Source organism: Terribacillus sp. JSM ZJ617, from assembly GCF_044383785.1.
Taxonomy (GTDB): domain Bacteria; phylum Bacillota; class Bacilli; order Bacillales; family Amphibacillaceae; genus Terribacillus.
In genome coordinates this window covers 1,082,440-1,103,754 of the sequence record NZ_JBISEQ010000001.1, presented here as the reverse complement: position 1 = coordinate 1,103,754, position 21,315 = coordinate 1,082,440, and the positions used below count along the sequence as shown (strand labels likewise).

The window sequence follows — 21,315 nt, the reverse complement described above, 5'->3', positions numbered from 1 at the left end:
TGCTCTCCTCCGATTTAGCTCTCCACTTCTCTCTGTTTCACTTCGCTCGTTCCGAACACTTTTACAATTTCATGTTTCATAGGCTGCACCACTTAATTACTATTGCATCAATACTTTTGTAGAAACCTTTGTATCTACCTTTGCAGCTGCCATGGTATATCCTATGCAATAACTTTGTAGTATTGCACATCTTATTGAACTAATTAGCCACTTTTTTAAAGGTGTTTAACTGGCAGCAAGAGAAGAAGTACAAGGGTGATAATATGGATAGCAGGATTAAAGAATGGATTGTACGAAGAAAACTAAAGAATGATTTGGTGGCTGAAAGGCTCGGAGTATCAAGAGAGACTGTATCTAAATGGTGTAACAATAAAGCTGTACCATCACTTAAAAAAGCGTTCGAATTAGCTAATCTACTCAATTGCAAAGTTGATGACTTGTACTATTTCGAAACCAATGAGCTCGATCCTTAACTGTCCTCATACTTTTATTTCAAAGAGGGAACTTTAGTAAGAAAAGAGATGAGGCAACCGATGTCAGACGATTTTATAAACGTGCAGCTAAGCTCTAAAGAACTTCATAAATTGGTTATGGATGAAATAAAAAAGTATATATCTGCATTAGAAAGTGATCTTGTGTACTGGGACTCGAAAGACCTTTGCGAAAAGACTAGGATGAGCTGGAAATTCATCCAGGAGCAATTCTTTTTCGATGAGGCTTTTCCTAAATTCAAAGTGGGAAGTAAGTGGTACTATCCTGCTAAGGAGACAAGAGACTTTCTTGAGGATTGGCTTCAAAAACAAAGAAGGCATTAAGAAATTGTAAAGCTTGGAAAATGATTGACACCTTTCTAACCTTTTGTCCGATTATAGAGGTGAAGGGAGATGATCAGATTGATTAGACCAGAGATGTATTCGGAATATTTACTCGTGCGGCAGAAGGTAGTTCACGACTTTATTGCACATGAGGAAGGGTACGACTTGGAAAGGGCACTAGAATGGGATCACAGGTTTTTGAGGTTTACTGATGAAGAACGGAAGATGTTCGAGGAAATGTATATGGATCATGCTGCTTTGATTTTTGGTGACTATACTACCAAATAAATGAAAGCCTCTCCGCATGATTTCAATGCTCTTATTCTGACCTAAATAAGTTAAAGTAGAGTAAAGCAGCGTAAAGGAGAGCTAAATATGGATGTAGAATCTAAAGATATGAAGTATAAAGAAGTTGAAATTAAAGGTAAGCACGGAGACATAGTACTTGGGATTCCCATTAAAAAAGATACCCAAAAGGAGATTGATGATTTGCACAAAGCGATTGCGGAAGTGATTATAAATAACTCAAGAAATAGATAATCTTTTTGAAACGCCTCCTCCTTAATTGGAGGAAGCGTTGTTTATTTCAGTACTGTATAATTGGTAGAAAGGAGAGGGTAAGCTTGGGAGTATGGGAAGAAATTTTTAAGTTAATCGGCAGCACTGCTACTGTTATTGCAATTTTAACTTTTTTAGGGAGACAAGGAATACAAGGATATATTAACCTTGTAACGCAAAAAAGCTTGAGCAATTACAAATATGAGCTGGACAAAATTGCTAGAGAGAAAGAACACGATTTACAAAGAAAGATACATGATTTTGGGCTGTACAGCACCAAAAGACATGAAAAGTACAGCGAGGCATTCCGATTGTTACATATTGCTTATTCTTCTGCACTCAAAGTGGTAGAAATTAAAAACCTTAATGAGTACCTAGAAATGCACGGCAACAATTGGCGCAGTCTTTTAAATTATTTACATATACATGATATGGATAAAGAGAGCATAAATAAAATAATCTACGCTAGAGAGAACTTTCAATTTAAAAAAACCATGACTGATAATTTAGTACTTGTTAAGTATAAAGAACCTGCCTCAGTGCATTTCAATAACGCTGAAAGTTATATATTTCAAAATGAACTTTATTTCAGTTCGGAAGTTGAAGGCTTAGCTCAGGAAAGTTCTATTGCTATTAAGGCACTATTTACCAGTAAAAATTCTTGCAATGATTCTTCTGACAATGGTGATGATGCTTATAATAAGCTAGAAGAGTTAAAAGAAAAGATGAAACAAGAAATGTCTGTAGGATATTATGAAAACACCCCCTCCAATTAAGTAGGGGGCGCTTGTTTATTAAAACATCTTATTCCACGTAGCAGGTCCAACTACTCCGTCAGCTGATAAACCTTTGCGCTTCTGATAAGCTTTTACAGCTGCTTCGGTACCACTTCCAAATATACCGTCTACTTTCACATTCACGGCGCGCTGGATACGTTCAACGTCCTTGCCCTTTGAACCTTTTCTAATTAGTTTACCTGGATAAGGAACGACAGCAGAACCGCTTTCCTTGGCTGTTGGCTTCGTATAGGAATCAAGAGCTTTAGCAGATGCGGGTCCGTAGATGCCATCGACACTGATCCCAGTTGCTTTCTGCAATACTTTGACTGCTGCTACAGTTTCATCGCCATAATCTCCATCTGCTCCGTATTTAGGAAGCGAGAATCCTTTGGAGATAAGCTTCTTTTGTAATTCCTCAACGGCCTCGCCTGTACTTCCATTACGCAATACCTTCTCTGGATTAGATGCTACTGCAGATGCTGTTTTTGTTGGCTGCTTGATTTTAACGTTAGCATCGCCTTCCCAAGCGTTGACGTAAGTTTTCACATCAGAGATAAATTCGGACCACTTTACACCATTCGGATTTAGCCAACTCTCTGGATCACTCCGGCGCTCTGGATCAAGTGTTTTGTGAGCGACAATACGACTGGTGCTAATACCAAACTTCTTACACAGATAAGCATTGTACCAAACGTATCGGTCGTAAGCTTCGGAAAAGTTACCTGTACGGCACAGCTCGATTCCTATGGCAGCATCATTAGCATCATCACCAAACATCTGGTTATCAATTGGCTTTTGATATTGGACATGGTATGCAACCTCGTCCAGTGGAATAATCTCTAATATAGTGTCAGCATCGATGAATGCATGTGCAGATGCAGAAATCTTAGTCCCTTGAAAATAGGAATAATGGTCATGGGCATCAGCACTGTTGTTTGCTGTTTCGTGATCTACGATGAAACTTGGTTTGCCACCAGTAAGTTTCTTACGAGGGCGAGTTACCTTGTTTGTAATGAATTTCTGTTCGATAGAGTATTTGTCTTTAATAGCCATTCATCATCTCTCCCTTATTTAGACGATCCAGAACGTTTAACCAACAACTCATACAAGCCTGTACCTGCTAGTCCAGCCAGTCCACCAGCCCACAGCCTCAATACCAAATCAAGCTCTGTGAACGGTTCGAAAACAATACCTACAACCAAACCGACTATTACTGTTACCAACGGGATAAGATTGTTCGGCAAATTGACTGTTCTCTTCACCAATTCCATTACTGCTGCAGCTATTGGTGCGATAAGTGTTGCCAAAATGAGCACCTGCGTCATTGCATCTTCCATTTGAACCTCTCCTTTTTTAAGCATAATAAAAGCCCACCAGCTAGACCCGGCAGGCTTAACGTGTCAAGTATCCAATTAAAGCTTGAACCAAAGTAACAAGGGCACCTGCACTACCTCCGATGCCAATCGCCAACTTCCAGAAGTTCTGCTTATCCAGCAGCCTCAGTTCATGTTTACGATCCTGCGACCTAGTGTTTATTTCAATCAGTGTCCTAAACATTTTATCGTTCTGCTCACGTAAATAGCTGTTGTCTTTCTCGGCTTTCGTGTTGCCGTCAGATACTTGCTGAGAAAGATCAATCATCTGTTGCTTTATCTCTGCTTGTCCCTGCTCTAGACTGACAATTCTCCGCTCATGATCATTTAACATTATTTCCTCCTCCATTTCTTTTCTCGCCCCCTTTTATTCTTTTCACCGCTGTCACCTCCTTTACAAAAGAAAAAGCACCCCAATTGGGATGCTTTGACTTTAAAATTTAAAATTTAAATTTCGATATTGTAAGACTTTAAAAGTAGTTTATAAGCAATCAAAACGCTCTCGGTTGTCAGTTTATCTGCTAAACCCTTTAAGAATGTAATTGATTTCTTCTCTCCCTCTTGAGCCTTTTGAATTTCTCCCATTATGTCAGGATTTTTTAATATCTCTCTTACAAAGTGTGATGGGTCATCAGCATTCGATTGAGATATTAGATTTTCGATAACTTCATGATTCTCAGACTTATTAAAATACATACCTACATCGTACCCATTAATTCTGTTACCTACGAACTTCCCTCTTTTTCCATCATCGTCTCTGATACCTGACGGTCCATTATAAGTCACGCAAAAACCCCCTCCCTGTGCGTCTTTATTCGACAGATTGGGAGGACATTCCTTCTTATGCGACTAATTGACCCGGTTCAAATACGTCTGATGATTTTTCAAACTCAGGTAACTTCTTGATGTATTCATATCCTTGTCTTATAAAATTTTCAGATCCTATTGCCACAGATGGTTTGAAGGTAAATGTCTGAACTAACACATACATAACTCCATCAAGATAACCCTGACGGCTTACATAAGACATAACTTTTATGGTTAATTGTTCTTTGTTCCCTTCTAGTGTACTTATACGAATATAGGCATTAGGCACCTGCAAACCGTTATCCAATGTTATTGTTTGTTGTAGAGCCATATTTTATCTCCCCTTTACCAGTTTTCAAGAGTTATGCGTCTCCACATATCTTTTGAATAGCAAATAAATAAGTGTGTACCGTTTGCGGACCAATCGCCTGGTTTTCCGGCTGCAGTAGAGCTACTTGGAACACTTACAAATCTTGAGATTTGTTCCCCATCAATGACGGATGACGGTTTGCTTCCTGTTTTTTGCCACATGTCTCCATCATTATTAATCCAAATATAGGTATTTCCAAGAAGGAATGGTTTCGCATAACTTCCATTGACCGATGTAATTCCATCTTTAAATGCTACATCGCCTGTTTGTCTGTTTATCGCCATGGGTTGGCCAGCAAACGAACCGTCGTCTGATCTCCTGATAATTGATAAATCTGAGCCCTTATTGCTTCCTGACTCGGCTCCGTCTTCTATTCTGATGGCAAAGCGTTCAACACCATTCGTTTGAAGATGATATCCCCTTGTAGTGCCTGCAGCACCTGATACATAATGCTGATCCTTTATTGGAATATCAATATTAGTTAATATTGAATTTGACTTGATTAGGCTAATCGATGATCCTACGCTAGGCAATGTGGTTTCGGGCACCAAAGTCATATCTTCATCTCTTACGAACAACCACTGATTCATCCTGTATTCAGTATCTGGGTATAGGTCTAATCCATACTCCGTATTAAATCTGTCTACATATGCGTAGTAATAGGCATTGTCATTAAGTGATGTATTAATTACCTTAATTCGATATGTGGACAATGGTAAGGCATACTTAAGGAACAATTTCACATTGTATCTTCCGTCTCCAAAATCTTGGACGTATAGTCTCAAAAGATCGTTATAATCAGGCTTTCTATTATTGATAACTGTGTTAATTAAGGGCGTTACATCTAATGAAAACTTACTGTCTCCCTGGTAGATATTAACCCTAAGCGTAACAATTGCACTAAGAAATCCCGAGTCAGTGTTAGCGCTATTCAGAAAGAATGAAGTTACAAATTTCTTAACTGCCGGAGGTCTAACTGACTGAGGATTTGCTTGTAAATAGGAATCAAAATAAAGCACTCGATCAATTAGTTTTGTCCATTGAGTTGGAGCAATATCGACTCCATTTCTAGGCGTCCGAGCTTTGTATGATTCATACTGTAAATGGGTACCTGGTTCTTCATTGTGATTTCCTTCATTGAAATACTCTAATGACATCAGATTATCCCCTTCCTGTGGTATTCAATGAGTACTCGCTCTCCGGGATAGATTGTTTCACCTTCAAAATCAAAATATTTAAATGGTAAATAGACATTCCAAATGGCAAACCCATCAATAAAAGGCAGAGGAATAACATTGTCTAGTATCGCTTTGAACAACAAGCCTTGTACATCATAATTCTCTTCTCCAGTTGCTATCTGACGGATAAGTCCTCCGGTTTTACTCATGCAGCCAAATTCAGTAATTAGAATTGGTTTTCTCCAGATATCGTAGGTATCCGTAAGCACCTGGATCGAACTGTAGTTTTGAAGTGTTTTATATAAGCCGCGTTCCACATCGCGAACTGATATATTCCCATTTTCGTAGTACTCCCAATAATAGGAGTTGTATACGTTAGCACCTATGGCATCAACTAAGTCGAATACGGTTTGGATTGTAGGGTTGTTCCTCAGTTTCACAATAGAATTCTGTAACTCTCCATCTAAACCGTGCGTTGCAGCTAAAGTTAATTTTAATTTGGGGTATTGAGTTCTAATTGTATCAACCAGCTGCTTCCACTGCGCGTAATACTCGTTCTCAGTAGTCATTCTGTAATGCTCGCATGATATACATAGCCATTCAATATCATTCGCATCGGCTATTTCAGCCATAAATAGAAGTTCATTAGTCCAATTCGTAAAGAAGGCATTCATATCTGAAGGCAGATAGTCAGCTCTGTTAAGACCATCCTCAAAATTAGTTCCGATGTGTGGCTTCAACATTTGTATCGGTAGGTCTTTGCTCTTTGCCACATCAATTACAGCCTGTATCTTGTCTCTGGACAAATGTTCAAATGTGGAAGCTGTAGAGCTCTTTACATTATGGATGGTGATAAAAGTGGCTCCTAACCCCTGTAGGAGCAATCTATCAAATACTTTTCCGAACCACTCTAAATTGTCGTATGCTTGAGATTCACTAGAAGCCACTTTAAAACCAATCATTACCGACGCTGTCTTCATGCTTATGTTAGTTTTTTCAGGAACACCAATTGCTCTGTTCCCTATGCCGAGTATTTCTTGATTTGTATTTTGATATTGAGTTTCTTTTTCCGCATACTCATAATCCATTCTTTGATATAAGAGATCGTACACTTTACCATTAATGCCATTTACATGAGCTTGCTGCACTTCTTCAATAGGCGTTCCCGCTTTAACAGCTTCGTCTAACTGCTTCTGAGTGACAGTAGAAGCTAGAGATGATTCAATACTTCGTTGTTCAGCTACCACGCTTCGCACTTGGGCATCGTAACTCCGATTATCTGCGTTAACAGCCTTCTCAGCCATTTCACCAGATTTCTCTACTGACTGAGCGAGAGCATCACGAACATTAACACCATACACTTCATTTCTAACTTTTTTGGCTAAACTATTGAAAAAATCACGTATTGCCATTTGTTGTTCCTCCTTCCAATGCTGTTATCCTTGAGTCCATCTGGTCTAGGTCAACTGGATTCACAACTGAAATAAGCTGCAGTTTCTTCTGCAGCTCTCCTACGAGTGTTTTAAATTGATCAAGATCAATTGTTTGAGTTGTTGATATAAGATTCAGCTTAGCTTTATCTGCGGCAGGCATAAGCCCAGAAACTTCAGGCGTAGCATCACCATAAATTGGGATACCCTCAATAGCAGAATTAAGGTCATAAATCGCTTCGTTGAGATTAACAATAGCTTGATTCATTCCAGGCAGATCATTATCCATAATAGCTTGGTTAATTTGTGCAACACTTTCGTTGACGGCTTTCACTTCTACAGACAATGTACCGATGCGTTGTGACTGAGCTCCTACCTGTGACTGTATCTGAGCAATATTTCTAGCTGCTCTCGCATTATCCGCTTGGATTTGGTGCAGCTGTTTGAACTTGTCCCCTATGGTAAGGTCATTACCTTCAGGACCATTGATATCAATCGATTTTCCAATGATACGCAAGTCCTCGTTTATATTCATTATAGGGTTGAATACTGGGTGACTGTTTCCAACTTCGAAGCTGTCAATTGCTTTTCCGATCAATGATAGATCCACCGCACTAAGAGTGTATTGAGCTAAAAGCGTCTTTTGACTTTCCAGGTACTCCTGCCCTCTACGCTTCAAAACTGTAAGGTTAGATATATCGTCGTAAGTTACAGATCCTCCTTGTATCCCAAACTCATCAATCAGAGCGTACCCATCCAAATAAGGAAGTCCGTTGTTTACTGATTCAATTGTAATCCTTGCTTCAGAAGCATCCGTTGCAGAATCGTCCTCTGACTCAATCCTTGCTCCCAGTACAGTAAGCCGTGTAATAATGCTTGTAGGGTCAACTTGCTTCGTAATGTTCTTAAGATTCTTTGATAATCTGATAGGCGTATTCTTTTTTAGCTCGCCAATTCGCACTAAATAATCTAGGTACCGAACGCCGTTCACTTTACGTATTTGCAGTTCACCACCCAAACGATCAAGAAGCTTATCCTTGATGGTGTCGAAAGTGGTTTGTTCTGCACTGGTGTAGTAATAGACGTAATCGTTGGGATCCGTCACAGTTACCTGACCCAACCGGAAGGCCTTGTAATCCTCAACCTGACTGTTATGGTAGTTTAGTATCTCTTGCAAGAAAGCTGTAGGTGATCCCCGGTATTCACGGTGCTTCTGCTGGCTGTCATGTAAATACCCAAGTTCGCCCTCGCAAGTAAAGGCTGCATTGACGACACCAGTATCCTCCATTTCCTCATTCGGTTGTAGTACGCGCCCTTCAAAATCATACTGACCTGTTTTGAGATTCAATACATTGATCAATGTTTTAAACGGCCGTATCTTTCCGTAACCGGGATTACCTGGGTAAATTTGAAAATTAAAAGAGTCGATCAAATTAAGTTCCTTTGCGATCGACCCTGTAGGTAATTTAATGCCATTTACTTTTGGATGATGGATAACCGTTGGCTTGCCATCATTAATTGCAGTGACTTTGTACATCACAACATCTCCTTGTAATACACAAACTCAATAGTTCCAGTACCCGTAATTGTAATCATGTTATCACCGGATTCCAATGTGAAATCATCACTCTTATTCCTGCCAGTCGGCACTTCTAATGTCGTATTACCCTTACGCAAGAACATTCCAGATGATGTGACGATTTCAGGAATTACATCCGGTGTTCCTACATTCAAGAGGTTCACTGATAAACTGCTATTAACGTCAAAACGTACTTGTTGAGCAACATCCAATTCAAAGTTGAACTCATCCCATATATCATTGCCCTCTGGACGAGTACCGATCATAAACGGATAAGCAGTAAAGTTTGCTGTCAAAATACCGGTTCGCCAATCGTCATGAAAGCTCGCACCCTGATCAAGTTCAGCTAGAAAATAGTATCCAGGGTAGTCGTCATCAAGTAGAGGTTGCTTTCCGGGTGAATTAGCCAACCAGTTCAGTAACCTTGTACGAGCCGAAATGAGAGCATTTCTCGAGGGGTTGCCCTCATTCACGATATTTATTGGATACGTTAAGGACCGCGGTGAATACGTCTGCGAACCATACAACTCACTGAAATCATATGAGCTGTTACTGAATGGAACAGTAATCAAGTTCTTCTGTTTTTCGGCAATACCTATTTCCTTGTCCGGAGATATTGTATAGCCGAAATCCTTAAAGGAGTGTTTACCCATGAATGCAATACCTGACATCATGTAGCAAGCCCCCTTTCAGCTGAGGACAGTTTATCTAATCCGTGCCTATCTACCTGATCTGATACCAACTTACCATCCAAATAAGTATTTGTATCTTTTGCTAGGATATTATTAAGCACGCTTTTAACCTGTCTTAATTCACGCACAACTTTATCAAACTCATTTCTGTTATCAATAGTTACAGTACCTGTATTTTGTTCTCTGCTCGGCACTCTTACACGACTAACCGCATATCGAGCAAACATGTCCAGGCTATTTGTTACATTGGATGCAGCCGCCAATGTACCGGTAGCATAACCAGGATAATCCTTCTCTGCTACGCGTGCCATCCTCATTGATTCACCATGGGGAATTATTTGAGCTCCTCGAGGAACATACATAAGTTCCTTACCTTGTTCACCTACCCAGTTCAAACCGTTGGCAGTATGCATAAGCTCTTTACCTTGCTCTCCAACCCATGCCATACCTCCAGGCGCAAATCTGGTACCGCCCGCGAATCCAAACCAACCACCGACTGTCTTTGCTGCACCTTTTATCTTCTGTGTAATTGTTTGAACAATACTGACATTCTTGGTTACACTTTTGCCGGCTTCATCAGAGATTGCTTTCGCTTTCCCATAGTCAGTAACATCTACTTTTTTCATAGTGTCCTTATCAGTCTCATCACTAATAATTTTCGCTTCTTCATAACCATCACCTGTAAAGGTGATATTTTTTGCCTCAGATTCACTGAGTGTATCAGACATGTCGCCAGCTTTAGCAGCACCCTCTTCAATTCTTTTGTTTACTGTGGACTGTTCACCTTGAATCTCCTTAATAGAAGATTTTGCCTGACTGTATTTATTCAATGAGGTGTTTAGGTTTTCAAGCTCTTCTTCCTGTTTTGCGTTAAGTCCACCCTGTTCCTGTCTTACGTTAATAAGCTCATTACGTTTGTTGTTAGTTTTTTCAATAGATTGGTCCAATTGCGCTATGCCTTCAGCACCCTTTTCATTAATACCTGCTTGAGCAAGCTGCAAATCAATAAGCTGATCGTACAATTGCTGATTCTTCGCTATTTCTTGTTCGCTTTGTTCTAATGACTGCCTTTTCTCTTCCACTTCATCTGCGATTCCGGCCACAACATTTTTTGAGTTATCTACTAGCGCCTGCTGATTGTCGATTTGAGTCTGCATCATCTCAGCAGTTTCTTTGTGTCCAGCATTGTATGCATCCTGTTGTTGCTTCTTTAGTTGATCTAAATTGTATTGCGCAGCTGCAACTTCTACTTGCGCATCGTTCTGCTCAATTATTTTTTGATTTAGCTCTTCCATCGCCTCAATTTGGTTTCGTATACTTTCATCCATCTTTGCTTCAGCTTTAGTCCTTTGAAGTTCGAGTTCGAGTTCGAGCTGTTCTTTCATTTTTTCGTTAGCTGCAGCCAACTGGTCCGTGTTTTCTATAATGGATTGACCTCTATCCGAGAAAGACTGGCTAGTTTCAGGTGCTTGAGCTATAATCTCATCATTAAGCTCCAACATCCTGTTTAGTTCATCATTTGACATACCAGACTTTTCTTGAAGTTTACCTGCTTCGTCCTTTAATCTTGCAATTTCATCAGCTGAAGAAGCGGTCTTCAATTCTGCTTGGATGTCACGGAACCGTAAAAGCTGCTCGTTAGTTAACTGATTCTGATTTCTAAGCTCTTCGTATTTACCGATCATACCTTCAAACGATTGTTGTTGTTCAATCATTGATTCAGCATTTTCCAAGTTTACTTCTTTACTCTTCTCAACGGATTCATTTACAGCATAAACTCCACCTGCAAGCAGTGCTAATGCTCCAATTGTAATACCTACTGGACCTGTAGCTAAAGTCGCTAAAGTAGCGCCCAATCCTGCACTGCCGCCCACTGCGCCGATTAGTGTGCCGCTGACTGTAACTAGGCCGCCAATACCCTGCGCTAACCCTCCAAGTCCCATTAACGCAGGACCTGCCGCAGCAGTGATACCGGCTATGGTTATGATTGATGTTTGCATTTCCGGAGAAAGATTACTAAAAGCATCTGTCATTCCACCAACCATATCGACAATACGAGGCATGACATCTTCCGCGATATCAAGAAGCTGTTCACCCACAGGAAGAAGCTCTTCTTGTAAATCGCGCCATACCTTCAAAGCTTCTGTTCCAAAATTGTCTCGCATAGCATCTCCGGCTTTTTTCGTAGCCCCTTCCACATCACCCAGCATATCCTTAGTTGGGTCCAATGAAGAAATGACTTTTGATTCAAGGTCCTCAAATTGCGTACCGAAAAGTGCAACACCTGCAGTGTTTCTTTTTACCGGGTCTTCTACAGCAGCCAGTGCAGTGATGGTAGCCATAAATGCCCTTTCCCCATCCTCGCCGCCTTTGGCAATTGCCTGGGCCATTTCATCCGCATTTAATCCAATAGCCTTAAATCCATCCGCAGTTGTCTTAGATCCGTCCTTAGCTTTGATGTTAAATTCCTTGACAGCGTCTCCTACCTTATCCATGTTGAATGCTCCGTTTTGTGCACCTTGTACAAGTATGTTAAACATACCGTTAACATCTATACCCGCAGCTTTAAATTGAGGGCTGTATTCATTAATGGTATCAAGTAAGTCATTGGAGTAATCGCCCGTTTTCTGTGTTGCCACAGTAATATAATCAAAAGCTTTCGCACCATCAACACCGAAATTATCTACTAATGACTTAGCTGATCGTATACTTTCCTTCACATCATATTCAAATGCCCTTTGAAGATCTAAGGCGCCAATAGCTACATTCTCAAGCTGTTCATTCGACAATCCTTTTAGCAGAGTATCAGCTGTCCGAATAGCTTCGGATGCTTCTGATACATTGTTTGCTACGGCATCTTTCCAAAGACCTTTACTGATACCGGCTAGTTCTTCAGCTCTTTGTGATGTTGAACCCAATTGAGCTTGGATCTTACCTGCAGCTCCATCAAATTCTAAAGCTGCATTTACACTCGCCGCCCCAAATCCGAGTATAGGAGTAGTTACGCCTACTGTCATACTTCTACCAGTACTGAACATTTTCTCTCCAGCAGAGTGTATCTTATCTCCTGCCGCACTTATATCTTGGCTCAGCTGATTCCATGGGTTTGACTGTTCCTTGATTTCTGCAGTTAAAGCCTTCAACTTTGTTTGAGTCCTAGTGATTTGTCCTGCTACGTTATTGTATTGAGCTGCTAGTTTTTTTGTTTCATCCGCATCTGCGCCTTTTACTCGGACACTTTCATCGTACCGCTTCTTTATTTCAGCAAGCTTCTGTTGCTGCACTGTTAGAGTCCTAGAAAGAATATCAGACTGTTGCTTCATGCCGGACATACTGTTCTCGTATTCCTTGCCGCTCGCTTTAACCATATTCATTTCTGACTTTAATTGACGGAGATCAGCAGCCATTGACTTAGCTGATCGGGTAAACTGGGCATCCTCCATGGACACCTTGGTCCGTAAAGCAGCAATTTCTTCAGCCACGAATAGACACCCCCCTTACAAAATCCATTCAATAGAAACCTGTGGCTCTTCGAAAAGCTCAAAAAAGAAAAAGATATCCATCTCGTCAACTTCGGAAATAGACATCCCTTCACTCATTCTTCTTTTATAAAAAGTTTTTATGTCGCTGTACTGCTCAGCGACACTTTTTACTTTCCCACTGGCTCCGTATCTTGATTTTCTTCGATCTCTTCGTCAGCAGCTGGAGGATTTGCTTCAGTGATACCCTGTACACCACGGCAGTATGCTTTGATTCGGCCGACTGTTTGGAATAATTCATCTGTGTTTAGACCTTCATAAAACTCATCAGCTGAGAATTGGTGTCCGAATACATCTACACAAAATCCAACAAGCTCATCTACTACTTCCAGCTTCATTTCTGTATAGTCGATGCGCATATCCTGTTCTAAAGCCTTTCGAAGAAACACAGCCTTCACCTTGTTAATAGTGTATAATTTCTCTTTTTGTTTTCCTTTGTCATCAGTTATTGTAAGTTTCAATGTCAGCGCCATAACTTATCCTCTCCTCTAAAAAAATAGGAGGCTAATTAGCCTCCTTAAATTGTTGAATCAGTTGTTTCCTCTTCTGTATTAAAAGTTTGAGTTGAAGCTGGAGCCTCTGCCGTTGACTTATCGTACACCTGTGTAAACCAACTCTCAATCTTGCTTTGATTTACACCTTCGTCTCCACTTTTAACCTTGTATCTCCAGTCACCATCAGACGTACGTGGGATACCTGAACCGATGATTGTCGGTGTTTGGTACTCAACGTTTTCACCCTTCGTCTGGTGGTTGGAATCAGGGACTCGGAATTTAACTTTCAAAAGCCACACAAATAGCTCTTTCCCGTCATCTGTCTGCTTAGAGCTGAACCCAACTGCGAAATAAGGTGCCTGATCTTGGCTGTTCGAAACCATAACCCCGTCTTCATTAATTGTATGACCGAGCATCTCAGCTTCAATGCCTGCCGGCAAGTCAGTTGTGTTGAGTGTGAGTTCCACCGGACCAAGAGTCGTGTCTGCAGAAACAACTTGATCATCACCGTATAGGTTGTTTGAATTTGTTGTCGGTACCATTCCGACTGTAATAGACGGAGCTACTTTTTTTGGTGTATCATATGTCACTCCATCCTTATTGTCTGTCAATAGTTTTGCAATGTGTAAATTACTAACGCCAACAGATGCCATTTATAATTCCTCCTCTGGTTTTGTATCAATAGAAAAACGAAGCGCCGTATGCAGGAGCTTCGTATCTTCTTCATAATCCGGATATTCAAATGTTCGCCAGTACCCGGCAGCAATCATCGTTTCCTTTATTTTTCTCACGACCGTATTGATATTTTCATTTGCCCACACATCTACCTGAACAATATGTTTCGTCTTCTTCTCTGCGTCGTCCGCAGCTAATGCAGTACCCTGATGAACATAGAAGTATGAGATACTCGGAAGCTTGGTGCTTCTTCTACGAAACTTATCAACCGGATATCCTAGTGGTGTCAAAATTTCCTTTATGGTCATAGCCTCAGCTCCTTCCGCAGGGTTTCAGCCATGACGCTTATCATTTGTGCCTTTGTATTTTCGAAAGCCGGCAGCATTGTTGGCGTGGCCTTCATCTTTGATGTTCCTATCTCATGAAAGATAAGGTACCAACCATCATCGGAAGGTCCTACGTCGAATGCTATTTCACCATCAACTTTCTTTACGATAATGGACTTGGCCATCTTACCCGTAGCGACTAATCCTCGAGCACGAATCAAAGATTCGACTTCATCGCGATAGATGTTTGCCGCAGCTTCTACTGCTTTTTCCTTTGCTTGAGTGGTATCTTGTCCAAGCGACTCAATTTTACGGATCAATTCATCAATACCTTCAAATTCAAATCTCATCAGGTTGTTCCTCTTCAGATTGAATTCTGGCATTAACTGCCTTAACAACGATGGTCATGGTCTTCTTTTTCCCGTCATCGTCTGTAATAGAGACAATTTCATAATCTCTCTTCCGCCACCGGATACCCATTCGCGTTCCTTGTTCATCACGCTTTGCTATATCCTTTCTATAACGGATTAGAAACTGAAGGTTATCCTCATTGTTGGTTTGTGCAGCTGCATAAAAGGAACGATCCCGGAGTGTTTTCAGTTCTGCCCAAGCTTTAGTAAACTCCACATCCTTCTCCACTCCAAAACCATCGTCATCTTCTACATAACCCTTTTCTGTGAATGTAATACGTTGATCAAGTCTCCCGGGGTTCATATGGCAATGCACCTGCCTTTAACTGGAGGATAATATTCTGCAAACTAAACGGAAGATTAGCCGCAGTCATGCCCGTAACAACAGGTATCCTATTTTCATGGAAATGAGTGGCGCATAGGAATATAGCTAGCTTGTATTGCTCGAAAAGCTCTTTATCATCAGTATCAGTAACTTCCGGAACTCCAGAACCCTTTAATATTGACTTAGCAGAATAGAGGAGGGTTAGAATTGTTTTATCCTCATCATCCCCATCCACTCGAAGCCATTCCTTCACTTCTGGCAGTAATTCTTCTGCTGTAGCCATTACGTTGTACCTTCATTTCCAGGTGCAGGATCCGTTGTCACAGTAAGTGAATCACTTTCTGAAGAGTACAAATCATCATTAGAGATAGCTCGAACGGTATATTCATAGGAAGTACCAGCTGTCAAACCGCTATCAGCAAAGCTGGTGCCCACCCTAGTCCCGATACTTGCCCCATCACGGAACACTTCGTATTGCTTAATGCCCCCATCATAACTGACAGCATCCCAAGTCAGACTCACACTCGTGTCCGACTTGGAGCTTAGCGTCAGACCTTGGGGCGCATTAGGGTGTAGGTGCTTCTACTGTCGCGATACGGAATGCAGAATCAAGCGTACGTTGCTGATCGTACCAAGCAGTAAGAACAAATAGATAATCGCCTGTGTCCACATTCTTGTCAGTGTCATATGTCATGGCATCATAGTTAATACCGAAGTAATTGAAGTCACCGACGATTGGTTCAGTAGCTGCATCGACGAAGGTTGCAGGTTTCCCAAGTACTTGTTCTGGCTGTGCTTGGTAGAACGTAGCATTGCCGTTAGCAAGATCTTCGATAATATCGGTATAATCCTTGTAGCTCATTACAATTTTGGCATTTTCGCGGTAATCCTCATGAAGATCCGCAATTGCCGCTTTAATTGCAGCGTACTTTGTGGCACCAGAAACACGCTTGACTTTCGCGCCTTCGTAAAAGGACATATGCTCAAGTCCCTCTTTAGGAGTTGCCGCAAGAGCATCCTTCTTCTCTTTGGCAGCAAGTCCGGAAGCTAAAGCATTATCTACATACGTGACAAGCTCTACATCAGAACCATGAATGACTGTGTCTGAGATTTTAGCTTTAACCTTAAACTTATTACGGCCAAAAGCTACGGTATCACCTTTTAATTTAAGTTCTTTGGCAGTTTGTTCATCCGTAATAAAATCATCATCGTCCAAAGTGTAGCTGATACGTGGCACTTCCAAGCCTTTGATTCCTGTTACCTTAGATACTTCACGCAGCTTGTTTGTTGCGAACGGCTCATGAACCAATTCTTTTTGCATATTTGTCGGCAAGAAATTATCTCCACCTGTTGAGTTGCCAGCCGGAATAGCAATTAGCTGTTTAACATCATCAGAAATCTGTCTCTGTTGAACAGATGCACGGATGAATTCAGCTTTAGCTTTTACCGTCCGCTCTTCTGTGGAGAGTCCTTCAAAGGAGTTCTGATTCTGCTGCAGTTTTTGCTTCGTTTCTTTCTCCATTTGATCGTGCTGCTGTTTGATTACGTCAAAGCGCATCTGCAACCCATCACGTTCTTGTTGCAACTGTTTAATGTCATCCATGGTGGCTGTTGTATCCATGGCTTTATCTGCCAGGTTTTGCTCCACCTTTTGAAGCTGCTGACCGACAGTAGACATATTTTGTTTCAATTCATACAGTGTTTGCTTGCTGAAGAATTGAATTTGCAATCCGAGTGGCAACTTGTACTTTTTTGCTTGATGAAGTGCTGTTCTTTTAAATGACATAATTAAATACCTCCTAGGTATACATCCAAATAAGATTTGTTTGATTTTGCCGCGTCAGCAATTTGTTGACGCATTACTAGTTCTTCAGCTGAGATACCAGCTCTTTGTTCTGGTTTCTTCAATTTTTCTGGTACATTCTTGTATCGTTCTAGAAATTCATCACTGATGGAAGCGACCATTTGGTTTTCTTCAAGAACTACATCACACAGACCGTATGATAATGCTTGATCAGCTGACAGCCATGTTTCTGCATCAAGCAACTCTTGCAAACTTTCTTCTGTCAGCTTATCCCCTGCTTTCTGGAGATAAGACTGGACACTTGAGTTGCCAATGCGATCAAGGTCATCTGCAGCTTTTCTAAGCTCTGCAGCATTGCCAACTACAATATTCCATGGGTTATGAATCATAAGCATGGCGTTTTTCGGCATATGAATCGTCCCGACCATAGCAATCACACTAGCAATGGATCCGGCTAATGCATCGACATAAACATTAATCGTAGCTTTGTGCCGGGCTAACATGTTGTAAATGGCCAGACCTTCAAATACAGAGCCTCCAGGTGAGTTGATATATAGATTGATTGTGTCAACTTCTCCTAAATCATCTAGCTCTTTCTTGAATCCAGCAGCCGTTACATCAGTTTCTTCCCACTGATACCGTACAATGTCACCGTAAATATAAATGTCTGCAGTGTTATTACTTCCTGCAGACATCTTCATCTCCCAATATTTTTTGGTTTTTTTATTCTTCTTATCCTTGCTCATTCTCCTCACCTCCTTTCGATGGTGCTGCGCTTGCTGAAGACTTACGTTGGCTTGGGTCCATATCAATAGGATATAAATCACCACTAACCCATAACTTGTCCGCATTTCCGCCTTCTGGTGGAAGATCCTCAAGCCTTCGCACTTCATCCGGCTTCATACCGCCAGAACGAAGCATCATGTTATAGAAGGACGTCCTTGCTGCTGTGTCCCCACGGAGCAAACTATTCACGTTGAATTTAAAATACCGACCGCTTTTGCGCTCGGCCGGTGTCAATAATTTACGATTAAATTCCTGTTCGTACTGTCGGACAATAGGCATCAGTGTTAAATCCACGAACATACGCATCAACTGCTCGTTACTGGAGTAACTTTGCCCCTCAGTATCATTCAGCATAGTTGTAGGTACATTAAATACGTTAGCAACCCGGGAACGTGTTATCCGTTCAGATGTAAAGGTATCTGCAGCTACATACTTTCTATCCAAGGCATTGATCTCAACGCCTGGTTCCTGAAAGAGGATACCGCCGTTATCTTGGTAAAATCGCTTGAAATCATCAATAACTGCCTGCCTCTTCTTCTCGTCAATGTTTGCCCCGTATTTTAGAATGAAAGAATTCTGAGCACCCTGCATTTCTTTTAAACTGAATTCACGCACTGCCTTGTCAAAGTCATTTGCATTTTTTAATACATCAATTGGACTGATGCCTTTTAAGCTGCCGCTGCCGCTAATATGCTTTACATGAATCATATCCATGTTATGAACGAGGTATCTTTGGTTGTTTGCCCCCATTACCTCGTACCATAGCTCGCGCGTATCTGTATCCAGTACTGGAACAACGTAATTCGATTGCAGGATCCATAAGTTTTCAACTTGCATTCGGATATCTCGTTGAATTAAAGCATAGCCATTGCCGGACTCATTCCGCGATACTTCCAGCTGTCGGATAAAATCAAATCCAGTTGCATTTACATTGGGCGAATTTATCAAGGTATCTGATGTATCGGTATCGACTACATCAAATGATTTGTATAACTTCAACGGTAAAGTCGCCATGATATTGGAAAGTCTTGTAATGATGCTGAAAATTGTCTCGTTTGTGGCTAATGTAGAGTTCTCAATACCCCAAAATATCTTACCTCGCCAAGGAGAAAAGTCGTAACTTACTCCTTTCCAAGCCATATACGCCCCGTACACTGCACTTCTGACACGCTGATATAACTTCAATATCTCACCTCCTTCAATTCATTAAATCTGCAAGGGAAACGACGCTAATATCGCCATTGCCTGCAGGTTCAACCAAACGCTCCATGACTCTGGTATGTGCATTCAGTAATGCAGCAAAGCCATCTATCTTACGGTAACGGTTGGTTTTGGTAGGCAAAAGGTTACCGTTCCTGTCTTTTATCAACTCAACGTTGTTAATATACCAACGAAGCAAGGGATTTTTATTCGAAATCACTTTGCCATCAATAAAAAGATTTTTCAGGTCCTTTAGTGCCGGGCTTAGAGTAACGTAACCTTGCCGCGTTATTTCTGTTTGGAAACCGTGTGCTTCCAGTGCCTTATTCAGTCGGAACGCATTTGCCGGATCATATGTGATTAATTCGGCGTTATATAGATCTGCTTGTTCTACAAACCAATCAAAAACAGCTTCTTCATTCACATAATCACCGGGGACAATCGTAAGGTACCCTGCTTCCGCAAATTCCTGATACGGAATCTTTTCATTACCCTCATTTACTTTCCTCTGGGGAATCCAAGAGTGTGACAAGACAAAAACCTCTCCTGTGTCCAAGAGAGGAAATTCCAAGCAAGCGCTGGTGAAATCTTCAGTTGATGATAAATCATAGCCTCCTATGGCAACTTTTCCTCTCAGAATCTCCATATCAATGACTTTTTCATTTCGTTTAAGGACTTGGAATTCTAAGAAAGGATTTGCTGCAGCATTTACAAAGACATTGAACTGCTTTGTTATGAAGTCGGTTCGTTCAGATGGCGTCCGCTTATCTTTGTTCCAATCTTCAACCAATGTCTCCAAATCTAATGAGACCCCAATATTCGGATTGGCCTTAATCCACATCTTCGGATTTTCAAATTCTTCCTCGCTGTCTAATTCAGCAAGGAAATAAAAGGTACGATCATCATCAATGACTTCTTCTAATACATCAGCACCTTGCTCGTAGTAATTCACAAGAGGACCATCCAGCTGATAACCAGCTGTCGTAATGTAAAGAATCAGTGGCTGTTTACGAGATCCGCGAGATTTCTTAATGATGTTTATCAGCTTGTAATCTTTAAATTCATGTATCTCATCAAATACACCAAGATGCGTGTTCAATCCATCCAGCTTTTCACTATCAGAAGCCCTCGCTTCTATCTTCGAGAAGGATTCAGGATGCTTTATCTCAAATCGGAGCGTCTGATATCGTTTCCTTAATGGAGGCGACTTCTTCACCATAGCTTTTGCTTCATCGAAAATGATACTGGCCTGTTGTTTACTGTTAGCAAGGAGATAGACGTCCGCGCCATTCTCCCCATCTTTAGAAACAGCATAGTTAGCAACACCAGATATCATAGTCGATTTACCATTTTTCCGACCTACAAACTCAATAGCTTCCCTGAACCGCCTGATCCCAGTATCCTTATGGACCCATCCATAAATTGAGCCCAATATGAAATGTTGCCAAGGTTGGATGACCAAACTTTTGAAATCACCTTTAGATGGTCGACAGAATTTTTCAATAAACCGAATAGGGCGATGTCCCTTGTCTTCAACGAATATCCATGGGAAATCATCGGTACCCTGCTTCTGTAGGTCATTTAGATGCCGCCGAGCTGCCATGACGTTCTTCTTGCTAGCTAAGATATCGCCAGCAACAAGTTTTTCAGCATACCAGGTTGTCAGTAATCGATTAGCTGCAGCTTCAAGGATATGGCCTTTTTGTTTCTGCTCTACCAACCAACGCTGATACCAGCCTTTTGGTAGCGATGTTTTCTTAGAAATCGTCGAAGCCGTCATCGCTGCCACCGCCGTCCGATATAATCTTGCGTTGTGCCGGCGTTAGCCCTAGAGATTTCAATAAGTTGTTCAGCGTTTGTACCGTCTTGGTCAACTCAACCGCCAGAGGATTCTTGATGAGGTTGGTCGCGCCGCCCTTGTTCGTATACTCGTACATCAAATCAGTTTTGTTAATCTCTTTTTTAAGCTTTCGATAAAACCTATGGGTTTCGACATACAGTAAAATCAGTTCTTCATCTGATTCCTTATACGAATCTCCGAGATAATCGCGAAGCAATTTTGCTGTCGGAACTGCCATTCTTTTACCTCCTTCCTCTGGCGTTACCCCCCCTCATGAAAAGTTCCTGCGGTGAAAACGAAGGGCCTCCCTCCGGTCCCGCTGTGTCGTTCCTATA

27 protein-coding genes are annotated in these 21,315 nt (G+C 41.2%); 5 read left to right on the top strand and 22 right to left on the bottom strand.

Translation table 11 applies throughout. From position 1 onward, the window contains the following. Positions 1-263 precede the first annotated feature (263 nt). The 5 genes from ACH6C1_RS05420 to ACH6C1_RS05400 all read left to right on the top strand — a co-directional run bounded on the left by ACH6C1_RS05420 (position 264) and on the right by ACH6C1_RS05400 (position 2,149). Positions 264-473, top strand: coding sequence for a helix-turn-helix transcriptional regulator (locus ACH6C1_RS05420; protein WP_374075279.1), 210 nt, complete (start codon positions 264-266; stop codon positions 471-473). Between the two features lie 60 nt (positions 474-533). Further along, a complete protein-coding gene (locus ACH6C1_RS05415) occupies positions 534-815 on the top strand; it encodes a group-specific protein (protein WP_374075277.1) in 282 nt (93 codons plus the stop codon). Between the two features lie 69 nt (positions 816-884). Further along, complete coding sequence (locus ACH6C1_RS05410) at positions 885-1,103, top strand: hypothetical protein (protein WP_374075275.1); 219 nt, start codon at positions 885-887, stop codon at positions 1,101-1,103. A gap of 87 nt (positions 1,104-1,190) precedes the next feature. Next, entirely contained in the window at positions 1,191-1,355 is a 165-nt protein-coding gene (locus ACH6C1_RS05405; RefSeq protein ID WP_374075273.1) for a hypothetical protein, read from the top strand. An 83-nt stretch (positions 1,356-1,438) separates the two neighbouring features. Further along, positions 1,439-2,149: a hypothetical protein gene (locus tag ACH6C1_RS05400; protein ID WP_374075271.1), complete on the top strand. Its 711-nt coding sequence runs from the start codon at positions 1,439-1,441 to the stop codon at positions 2,147-2,149. 18 nt (positions 2,150-2,167) lie between these two features. Here the strand turns inward: ACH6C1_RS05400 and ACH6C1_RS05395 are convergent, their stop codons facing one another. From ACH6C1_RS05395 to ACH6C1_RS05290, 22 genes are all read right to left on the bottom strand, one after another. Then, positions 2,168-3,205, bottom strand: coding sequence for a peptidoglycan recognition protein family protein (locus ACH6C1_RS05395; protein ID WP_374075269.1), 1,038 nt, complete (start codon positions 3,203-3,205; stop codon positions 2,168-2,170). A 14-nt stretch (positions 3,206-3,219) separates the two neighbouring features. Next, positions 3,220-3,477: a holin gene (locus ACH6C1_RS05390; protein WP_374075579.1), complete on the bottom strand. Its 258-nt coding sequence runs from the start codon at positions 3,475-3,477 to the stop codon at positions 3,220-3,222. A gap of 67 nt (positions 3,478-3,544) precedes the next feature. Next, positions 3,545-3,859 carry a hypothetical protein gene (locus tag ACH6C1_RS05385; protein WP_374075267.1) on the bottom strand — a complete coding sequence of 105 codons (315 nt, stop codon included), beginning with the start codon at positions 3,857-3,859 and terminating at the stop codon, positions 3,545-3,547. A gap of 113 nt (positions 3,860-3,972) precedes the next feature. Then, a complete protein-coding gene (locus tag ACH6C1_RS05380) occupies positions 3,973-4,311 on the bottom strand; it encodes a hypothetical protein (RefSeq protein ID WP_374075265.1) in 339 nt (112 codons plus the stop codon). A gap of 55 nt (positions 4,312-4,366) precedes the next feature. Further along, positions 4,367-4,663 carry a hypothetical protein gene (locus tag ACH6C1_RS05375; RefSeq protein WP_374075263.1) on the bottom strand — a complete coding sequence of 99 codons (297 nt, stop codon included), beginning with the start codon at positions 4,661-4,663 and terminating at the stop codon, positions 4,367-4,369. 14 nt (positions 4,664-4,677) lie between these two features. Next, a complete protein-coding gene (locus ACH6C1_RS05370; RefSeq protein ID WP_374075261.1) occupies positions 4,678-5,859 on the bottom strand; it encodes a hypothetical protein in 1,182 nt (393 codons plus the stop codon). Then, positions 5,859-7,292: a glycoside hydrolase family 113 gene (locus ACH6C1_RS05365; RefSeq protein WP_374075259.1), complete on the bottom strand. Its 1,434-nt coding sequence runs from the start codon at positions 7,290-7,292 to the stop codon at positions 5,859-5,861. The genes ACH6C1_RS05370 and ACH6C1_RS05365 overlap by 1 nt, the downstream gene beginning before the upstream one ends. Beyond that, positions 7,279-8,847: a phage tail spike protein gene (locus tag ACH6C1_RS05360; RefSeq protein WP_374075257.1), complete on the bottom strand. Its 1,569-nt coding sequence runs from the start codon at positions 8,845-8,847 to the stop codon at positions 7,279-7,281. The genes ACH6C1_RS05365 and ACH6C1_RS05360 overlap by 14 nt, the downstream gene beginning before the upstream one ends. After that, the gene (locus tag ACH6C1_RS05355) at positions 8,847-9,563 is read right to left on the bottom strand and encodes a phage tail protein (protein WP_374075255.1); all 717 of its coding nucleotides are present in this window, start codon (positions 9,561-9,563) and stop codon (positions 8,847-8,849) included. The genes ACH6C1_RS05360 and ACH6C1_RS05355 overlap by 1 nt, the downstream gene beginning before the upstream one ends. Then, the gene (locus ACH6C1_RS05350; protein ID WP_374075253.1) at positions 9,560-13,063 is read right to left on the bottom strand and encodes a phage tail tape measure protein; all 3,504 of its coding nucleotides are present in this window, start codon (positions 13,061-13,063) and stop codon (positions 9,560-9,562) included. The genes ACH6C1_RS05355 and ACH6C1_RS05350 overlap by 4 nt, the downstream gene beginning before the upstream one ends. 167 nt (positions 13,064-13,230) lie before the next feature. Next, positions 13,231-13,593 (bottom strand): phage tail assembly chaperone G, encoded by a 363-nt coding sequence (gene gpG, locus ACH6C1_RS05345; protein WP_374075251.1) that lies wholly within the window; start codon positions 13,591-13,593, stop codon positions 13,231-13,233. A gap of 44 nt (positions 13,594-13,637) precedes the next feature. After that, on the bottom strand, positions 13,638-14,267 hold the full coding sequence (locus tag ACH6C1_RS05340; protein WP_374075249.1) for a major tail protein: 630 nt from the start codon (positions 14,265-14,267) through the stop codon (positions 13,638-13,640). Further along, a complete protein-coding gene (locus ACH6C1_RS05335; protein ID WP_374075247.1) occupies positions 14,268-14,597 on the bottom strand; it encodes a hypothetical protein in 330 nt (109 codons plus the stop codon). Next, positions 14,594-14,965, bottom strand: a complete 372-nt coding sequence (locus ACH6C1_RS05330) for an HK97-gp10 family putative phage morphogenesis protein (protein ID WP_175074658.1) — start codon at positions 14,963-14,965, stop codon at positions 14,594-14,596. Before ACH6C1_RS05330 ends, ACH6C1_RS05335 begins: the two co-directional genes overlap by 4 nt. Beyond that, on the bottom strand, positions 14,955-15,329 hold the full coding sequence (locus tag ACH6C1_RS05325; protein WP_374075245.1) for a phage head closure protein: 375 nt from the start codon (positions 15,327-15,329) through the stop codon (positions 14,955-14,957). The genes ACH6C1_RS05330 and ACH6C1_RS05325 overlap by 11 nt, the downstream gene beginning before the upstream one ends. Then, complete coding sequence (locus ACH6C1_RS05320; RefSeq protein ID WP_374075243.1) at positions 15,310-15,633, bottom strand: head-tail connector protein; 324 nt, start codon at positions 15,631-15,633, stop codon at positions 15,310-15,312. Before ACH6C1_RS05320 ends, ACH6C1_RS05325 begins: the two co-directional genes overlap by 20 nt. Beyond that, on the bottom strand, positions 15,633-15,902 hold the full coding sequence (locus tag ACH6C1_RS05315; protein ID WP_374075577.1) for a fibronectin type III domain-containing protein: 270 nt from the start codon (positions 15,900-15,902) through the stop codon (positions 15,633-15,635). The genes ACH6C1_RS05320 and ACH6C1_RS05315 overlap by 1 nt, the downstream gene beginning before the upstream one ends. A gap of 13 nt (positions 15,903-15,915) precedes the next feature. After that, positions 15,916-17,028, bottom strand: a complete 1,113-nt coding sequence (locus ACH6C1_RS05310) for a phage major capsid protein (RefSeq protein WP_374075575.1) — start codon at positions 17,026-17,028, stop codon at positions 15,916-15,918. A 110-nt stretch (positions 17,029-17,138) separates the two neighbouring features. Then, a complete protein-coding gene (locus ACH6C1_RS05305) occupies positions 17,139-17,900 on the bottom strand; it encodes a head maturation protease, ClpP-related (RefSeq protein WP_374075241.1) in 762 nt (253 codons plus the stop codon). After that, on the bottom strand, positions 17,887-19,125 hold the full coding sequence (locus ACH6C1_RS05300) for a phage portal protein (RefSeq protein WP_374075239.1): 1,239 nt from the start codon (positions 19,123-19,125) through the stop codon (positions 17,887-17,889). Before ACH6C1_RS05300 ends, ACH6C1_RS05305 begins: the two co-directional genes overlap by 14 nt. Positions 19,126-19,138: 13 nt before the next feature. Beyond that, positions 19,139-20,920 (bottom strand): terminase large subunit, encoded by a 1,782-nt coding sequence (locus tag ACH6C1_RS05295; RefSeq protein WP_374075237.1) that lies wholly within the window; start codon positions 20,918-20,920, stop codon positions 19,139-19,141. After that, on the bottom strand, positions 20,898-21,218 hold the full coding sequence (locus ACH6C1_RS05290; RefSeq protein WP_175074652.1) for a P27 family phage terminase small subunit: 321 nt from the start codon (positions 21,216-21,218) through the stop codon (positions 20,898-20,900). Before ACH6C1_RS05290 ends, ACH6C1_RS05295 begins: the two co-directional genes overlap by 23 nt. Positions 21,219-21,315 lie beyond the last annotated feature (97 nt).